Origin of the sequence: Streptomyces sp. NPDC050315 (assembly GCF_040655775.1) — a bacterium.
GTDB lineage: Bacteria > Actinomycetota > Actinomycetes > Streptomycetales > Streptomycetaceae > Streptomyces.
In genome coordinates, this window is the sequence record NZ_JBFAKN010000005.1 from 718,010 (window position 1) to 724,456 (window position 6,447).

6 protein-coding genes are annotated in these 6,447 nt (G+C 72.0%); 3 read left to right on the forward strand and 3 right to left on the reverse strand.

Annotated features, from left to right (window positions below; genetic code table 11):
* Positions 1–2 precede the first annotated feature (2 nt).
* Positions 3–500 carry a hypothetical protein gene (locus tag AB0I82_RS22210; RefSeq protein WP_363259051.1) on the forward strand — a complete coding sequence of 166 codons (498 nt, stop codon included), beginning with the start codon at positions 3–5 and terminating at the stop codon, positions 498–500.
* A 38-nt stretch (positions 501–538) separates the two neighbouring features.
* On the opposite strand, the gene AB0I82_RS22215 is transcribed toward AB0I82_RS22210, so the two are convergent.
* From AB0I82_RS22215 to AB0I82_RS22225, 3 genes are all read right to left on the reverse strand, one after another.
* Complete coding sequence (locus tag AB0I82_RS22215) at positions 539–1,762, reverse strand: DUF6596 domain-containing protein (protein ID WP_363259052.1); 1,224 nt, start codon at positions 1,760–1,762, stop codon at positions 539–541.
* Positions 1,759–2,130 carry a YciI family protein gene (locus AB0I82_RS22220; protein ID WP_363259053.1) on the reverse strand — a complete coding sequence of 124 codons (372 nt, stop codon included), beginning with the start codon at positions 2,128–2,130 and terminating at the stop codon, positions 1,759–1,761. Before AB0I82_RS22220 ends, AB0I82_RS22215 begins: the two co-directional genes overlap by 4 nt.
* Before the next feature lie 140 nt (positions 2,131–2,270).
* Positions 2,271–3,317 (reverse strand): LacI family DNA-binding transcriptional regulator, encoded by a 1,047-nt coding sequence (locus AB0I82_RS22225; protein ID WP_363259054.1) that lies wholly within the window; start codon positions 3,315–3,317, stop codon positions 2,271–2,273.
* 280 nt (positions 3,318–3,597) lie between these two features.
* Here AB0I82_RS22225 and AB0I82_RS22230 point away from each other — a divergent pair, with 280 nt between their 5' ends.
* Positions 3,598–5,238 (forward strand): glycoside hydrolase family 13 protein, encoded by a 1,641-nt coding sequence (locus AB0I82_RS22230; RefSeq protein ID WP_363259055.1) that lies wholly within the window; start codon positions 3,598–3,600, stop codon positions 5,236–5,238.
* 29 nt (positions 5,239–5,267) lie between these two features.
* Entirely contained in the window at positions 5,268–6,302 is a 1,035-nt protein-coding gene (locus tag AB0I82_RS22235) for an aldo/keto reductase (protein ID WP_363259056.1), read from the forward strand.
* Positions 6,303–6,447 lie beyond the last annotated feature (145 nt).

Consider the following 6,447-nt stretch of genomic DNA (forward strand, 5'->3'; position numbering starts at 1 on the left):
GTATGTCGTTCCTCCGCCGCCGTAGCGCCGCGCCCGCAGGGCCCGATTTCGATGTGCTCGCCATGGATCCCGGTGACTGGCCGGGCAATCTCGGCGCCGGTCTGCTGCCCGCCCCCGACGGCAGCTGCCAGGGCGTCTTCCTGCGCTACGACCTCTTCGGCGGCCGCGGCCCCGCGATGATCATCGGTAACCTCCCGGAGGGCTCCCCGGCGCGCGAGCTCGGCGAGGGCGAGGTGCCCTTCGAGGTCGCGCAGCTGCTGGACGCGCTGGACCACGACGAGGAGGTCACGGTCGTGGAGACCGAGGACGTCCCGGTCATGCACGACGACAACCTGCTGATCGTCAAGCGCATCAAGTGCTCCGAGGGCCGCGTCTCCTGCGTGCAGTTCGACCGGAGCGACGGCGTGCTGGTCACGATCGCGAGCTGGGACCGCCCGATCACCGACGACCTCTACGCGCTGCTGAAGCCGCTGCCCGCGGAGATGTTCCAGCAGGGCTGAGTCCGTTACCCGGCCGCTCAGCCCTGCTGGAGCGGCCGCTACCCGGCCGGCTGTGCCCGTACCCGGCCGGCCCGGGACTCCAGGTAGCGCTGTTCGGCGAGGCTGGCGGTGGCCTTCGCGGCGCGTCGGTAGTGCGCGTACGCCCCTGCCGTGTCGCCGGTCTTCTCCAGGAGATGCGCCCGTACGGACAGCAGCCGGTGATGCCCGGCCATCCGCGCGTCACCGTCCAAGGTGGCCAGCAGGGCGAGCCCGGCCGCCGGGCCCTCGGTCTCGGCGAGTGCGATCGCCCGGTTGAGGGTGACCATCGGATTGGGCGCGATGCGTTCCAGGATCAGGTAAAGCGCGTGCACCTGCGGCCAGTTGGTCTCCTCGGCCGTGGCCGCGTCGGCGTGCGTGGCGGCGATGGCGGCCTGCAGCTGGTACGGGCCGAGGGCCGGACCGGCCAGCGATGCCTTGACCAGGTCGAGGCCCTCGCCGATCAGCTCGCGGTCCCACCTCGTACGGTCCTGCTCGTCCAGCGGTACCAGGTCGCCGGCCGCCGTCGTACGAGCCTCCCGGCGGGCGTGCGTCAGCAGCATCAGCGCGAGCAGCCCGGTCACCTCGCCGTCCTCGGGCAACTGCGCGTGCACGGCCCTGACCAGCCGGATTGCTTCGTGCGCGAGATCGGCGCGGTGCAGTGTGCGGCCCGAGGAGGCGGTGTAGCCCTCGTTGAAGATCAGGTAGAGCACGTGCAGGACGACCCGCAGCCGCTCCTCGCGCTCCGCGCCCTCCGGCAGTCCGAACGCGCTGCCGGCGGCCTTGATGCGCTGCTTGGCCCGGCTGATCCGGGCCGCCATCGTGGCCTCCGGCACCAGGAACGCGCGGGCGATCTCGGCCGTGGTCAGGCCGCCGACCGCGCGCAGCGTCAGCGCGGTCTGGGAGGCCGCGGTCAGCGTCGGATGACAGCACAGGAACAGCAGGACGAGCGTGTCGTCGGTGTCCGGTACGTCCTCGGGCACCACCTCGGCGGCGGCCGCCGACTCCCGCTCGCGGCGTGCGTGGTCGCTGCGCAGCTGGTCGATGAGCCGCCGGGACGCGACCGTCATCAGCCAGCCGCGCGGATTGTCCGGCACGCCCTCGGCCGGCCACTGCACGGTGGCGGCGAGGACGGCCTCCTGTACGGCGTCCTCGCACCCTTCGAACTGGCCGTGCCGGCGTACCAACGCGCCGAGGACCTGCGGCGTGAGCGCACGCAGCAGGTCCTCGAAGTCCGGTGCTGTCATGCCTCCAATTGTCCGTCACAGAACATCACTTGACGCACCTCGACGCCCAGGCCCTCGATCGCGGTGTCCGGAATCCGTGCCGCCAGCTCGATCGCCCGCTCCTTGTTCTCGCAGTCGATCAGGTAGAAGCCGCCCAGATACTCCTTGGCCTCCAGGAAAGGGCCGTCGGTGACCACCGGCTGACCGTTGCGTACGGACACCACGGCGGCCTGTGACGGATCGACCAGCGCCTGCGTGCTGACCAGCTCGCCGGACTCCTTCAGCGCCTCGATGAACTTGCCGTGGCCGTCGCCGATCGCCGCCTTCTCCTCGTCGGTCAGCGCGTCCAGTACTGCCGGGTTGATATGCAGGCTGATCAGGAACTGCATCGCGTACTCCTCGTGGTTCGCGGGCCCCGGGCGGGCCCTTCGCCGGTTGGTCGGAGCCGCCGTCGTCGTCTTGACATCCCCGCCAGAAAATTCGCATGAGTTTTCCGCTCGCTCCGGACAGGGCGCAGAACCAACGGCTCCTACGAAGAGTGGTCCGACCCGGCCGGCGGCGGGGCAGTCGTCGCGCGTGGCATCAGCCGGGTCGGCAGGACGATGTGCCGGGCCTGGTCCGCTTCCGGATCGTTGATCAGGTCGCGGGCCAGCTCGCCCGCCGCCCGCCCGATCTCCTCCGGTGACTGGGCGATCGTGGTCAGGTCCGACCACTCCGCCATCTGGTGGTCGTCGAAGCCCAGTACGGAGATCCGCTCGGGCACCTCGATACGGGCCCTGCGCAGCGTCCAGAGCACCGAGACGGCGACCTCGTCCTGCTCGGCGAAGACCGCGGTGGGCGGCTCGCGCAGGCTCAGCAGCCGCCCGACCGCCTCGGCGGTACGGCGCTTGTGCCCGGCCGGCGTGGCCACCACCAGCTCGTCGTCCCACGGCACGCCCGCCTCGGCCAGCGCCTGCCGGTAGCCGAGCAGCCGCTCGTGCGAGCTGAACGTGAAGCCGCTGGCCCCGGTGGTCTGGACGAAGGCGATCCGGCGGTGTCCGAGGCCGAGCAGGTGCCGGGTGCCGCCGCGGGCCCCGGCCACGTCGTCCACGTACACACTGGGCCGGCCCGCGGCGTGCTGGCTGATGTAGACGACCGGCACTTCGAGGTCGTCCAGCCGCGCGCTCTCCTCCTCGGAGAGGTCGAAGGAGAACACCAGTAGCGCGTCGGCGTTGCGCCGGGCCGGCAGCCGTTCGAAGAAGGCGGCCCGCTCCGTCAGGTCGGGGATGACGTAGACGAGCAGATCCAGGCCGGCGGCGCGCAGTACGGGGCCGAGGGTGGAGAGCGCCGAGCCGATGAACCACGAGTTGAGCGTGGGCGCGAGCACGGCGACCACGCCCGTGCGGCCGGTGACCAGGCTGGACGCCTGCCGGGAGACCACGAAGTGCAGCTCGCGCGCGGCCTGTTCGACGCGGGCGCGGACCTCGGGCGAGACGGTCGACAGGCCGCGCATGGTGCGGGAGACGGTGGAGGCGGACACCCCGGCCCGCTGGGCGACGTCGGCCAGCGTGGGGTGGTGTCGCTGGGCTGGTGGCATGAGCGGACGGTAGCACCCGGCGGGCCGGTCGGAAATCGTTCCAAGACAGCGCTGTCACGGACGAGGGCTCCTCCACTTACCGCTACGTAACGCGTTGACTTCCCCCACGCGCACTCATAGCGTGCAAGCGTTGTTACAGAATGACCGCCGTCGCCCGCCGCTCGCACACCTCTCCTCCCTCTCAACGTCCGCGATATGGGCATCTCTTGTCCTGTCTGCTCGGAATGCGGCTGACAGCGCAGTCACATGGTCGATCACCCCGTACAAGGAGACGCAGCCCATGACCAGCACCGCACCCTGGTGGCGCGACGCCGTCATTTACCAGGTCTATATCCGCAGCTTCGCCGACGCGAACGGCGACGGCATCGGCGACATCGCCGGTATCCGCTCCCGTCTGCCGTACCTGAAGTCGCTCGGCGTGGACGCGATCTGGATCAACCCCTGGTACAAGTCGCCGCAGGCCGACCACGGTTATGACGTGGCGGACTTCCGGGAGATCGACCCGCGGTTCGGCACCGTCGAGGAGGCCGAGGCGCTCATCGAGGAGGCCCACGCGGCCGGGATCCGCGTCATCCCCGACATCGTGCCCAATCACGTCTCCGACCAGCACGTATGGTTCCGGGCCGCGCTGGCCGCCGGGCCGGGCAGCCCCGAGCGGGACCGTTTCGTCTTCCGGTCGGGGCGTGGCGCGGACGGCGCCGAGCCGCCCAACAACTGGCAGTCCTGCTTCGGCGGCCCGGCCTGGACCCGGCTGCCCGACGGCCAGTGGTACCTGCATCTGTTCGCACCCGAACAGCCGGACCTCAACTGGGAACACCCCGAGGTGCGCGCGGAGTTCGAGGACATCCTGCGGTTCTGGTTCCGCCGCGGCGTGGACGGCTTCCGTATCGATGTGGCGCACGGCCTGATCAAGCACCCCGAGCTGCCCGACCTGCCGCCCCGCGAGGACCCCGAGGCGCTCGCCCCGCACGGCGGGCTCGACCACCCCCACTGGGACCGCGACGAGGTGCACGAGATCTTCCGCGCCTGGCGCCGCGTGGCCGACGAATTCCCCGGCGACCGGAAGTTCGTCGCCGAAGCCTGGACGCAGGCCCCCGACCGGCTCGCCAACTACGTACGCCCGGACGGCCTGCACACGGCGTTCAACTTCGACTATCTGATGACCCCCTGGGACGCCAAGGAACTGCGCGAGGTCATCGACACCTCGCTCGGCACGCTCGGCTCGGTCGGCGCCCCGGCCACCTGGGTGCTCTCCAACCACGATGTGGTCCGCCACCCCAGCCGCTTCGGCCGCAAGGTGGTCAAGAAGTGGGTCGCCAACGAGGCCTACCGGCCCGAAGGCCCGCTCGACATCGAACTCGGCACCCGTAGGGCACGCGCCGCCGCCCTCCTGATGCTCTCCCTCCCCGGCGGCGCCTACGTCTACCAGGGCGAGGAACTGGGCCTGCCCGAGGTCGAGGACCTGCCGGAGGAGGTGCTCCAGGACCCGTGCTGGGAGCGCTCCGGGCACACCGACCGGGGCCGGGACGGCTGCCGCGTGCCGATCCCGTGGGCGGGCGAGCGCGCACCGTACGGCTTCAGCCCGGACGGCGCGACCGGCGAGCCCTGGCTGCCGCAGCCCCCGGAGTGGCGCGAGCTGAGCGTCGCCGCGCAAGAGGGCGACGAGGGCTCCATGCTGACGCTGTACCGCCGCGCCCTGAGGGTGCGCCGCGGCCACCCGGCGCTCGGCGACGGGACGTTGACCTGGCTCGACGCCCCGGAGGGCGTGCTCGCCCTGCGCCGTGAGCCGGGCTTCGTGTGCGTCGTCAACCTCTCGCCCGAGCCGTATACCCTCCCGGAGCACGACGCCGTACTCCTGGCCAGCGGCCCGCTCACGGACGGCCTGCTGCCGCCGGACCACGCCGCCTGGCTCGCCCTGTGAGCCCCGACCGCACCCAAGGAGCACCGGAGATGGAATACCGCACCCTCGGACCCAGCGGCTGTGCCGTATCGGCGCTGGCGCTCGGCACCATGACGTTCGGCCACGAGACCGACGAGGCGGGCGCGCACGCCCAGTTGGACCGGTTCCTCGAAGCCGGCGGCACCCTCGTGGACACCGCCGATGTCTACACCGCGGGCGCGTCCGAAGAGATCGTCGGGCGCTGGCTGGCCGCTCGCCCCGCCGAGGTCACCGACCGCGTCGTGCTCGCCACCAAGGGCCGCTTCCCCATGGGCGAGGACCCGAACGGCGCCGGGCTCTCCCGCCGCCACCTGCACCGCGCGCTGGACGCCTCGCTGCGCCGACTCGGCGTCGAGACCATCGACCTGTACCAGGTGCACGCCTGGGACCCGCTCACGCCCATAGAGGAGACGCTCCGCTTCCTGGACGACGCGGTACGCCAGGGGAAGATCCATTACATCGGGCTGTCCAACTTCACCGGCTGGCAGCTCCAGAAGGCCGTCGACGTCGCCGACTTCCGGGGACTGGCCCGGCCGGTCACCCTCCAGCCGCAGTACAGCCTGCTCTCCCGCGAGATCGAATGGGAGATCACGCCGGCCTGCGCCTCCGAAGGGCTCGGGCTGCTCCCATGGAGCCCGCTCGGCGGCGGCTGGCTGACCGGCAAGTACCGGCAGGACGCCCGGCCCGCCGGCGCCACCCGGCTCGGTGAGAACCCGGAGCGCGGCGTCGAGGCGTACGACCGGCGCGGCGGCGTCGCGCGCACCTGGGCCGTCGTCGACGAGGTGCGCGCCGTGGCCGAGGAGCGCGGCGTCTCCATGGCGCAGGTCGCGCTCGCCTGGGTACGCGACCGTCCGAGCGTCTCTTCAGTGATCCTCGGCGCGCGGACCGTTGAACAATTGGACGACAACCTCGCGGCGGCCGGCCTGCGCCTGTCGGACGAGGAACGGGACCGGCTGGACAAGGTGAGCGACCCGGGCGCCGCCGACTACCCGTACGGCGGCCCGGGTCAGGAACAGCGCAGCCGGAAGGTGGCCGGCGGGCGCTGAGGAGCGCCATACGGAAGCGGGGGGGGGCGGGGGGCCCGCGGCCCCCCGCCCGCCCGCCCCCCCACCCAGGCGCCCCCGCGCCCCCCGCGTGGGGTCCCCCCCCCCCCCGACCCCGCCCCCGCACCGCCCGGTGTTAACGCCGGCG

Coding starts and splice junctions, on each gene's coding strand:
- AB0I82_RS22220 (WP_363259053.1), bottom strand. CDS start 2,130: ATGCAGTTCCTGATCAGCCTGCATATCAACCCGGCAGTACTGGACGCG.
- AB0I82_RS22215 (WP_363259052.1), bottom strand. CDS start 1,762: ATGACAGCACCGGACTTCGAGGACCTGCTGCGTGCGCTCACGCCGCAG.
- AB0I82_RS22235 (WP_363259056.1), top strand. CDS start 5,268: ATGGAATACCGCACCCTCGGACCCAGCGGCTGTGCCGTATCGGCGCTG.
- AB0I82_RS22210 (WP_363259051.1), top strand. CDS start 3: ATGTCGTTCCTCCGCCGCCGTAGCGCCGCGCCCGCAGGGCCCGATTTC.
- AB0I82_RS22230 (WP_363259055.1), top strand. CDS start 3,598: ATGACCAGCACCGCACCCTGGTGGCGCGACGCCGTCATTTACCAGGTC.
- AB0I82_RS22225 (WP_363259054.1), bottom strand. CDS start 3,317: ATGCCACCAGCCCAGCGACACCACCCCACGCTGGCCGACGTCGCCCAG.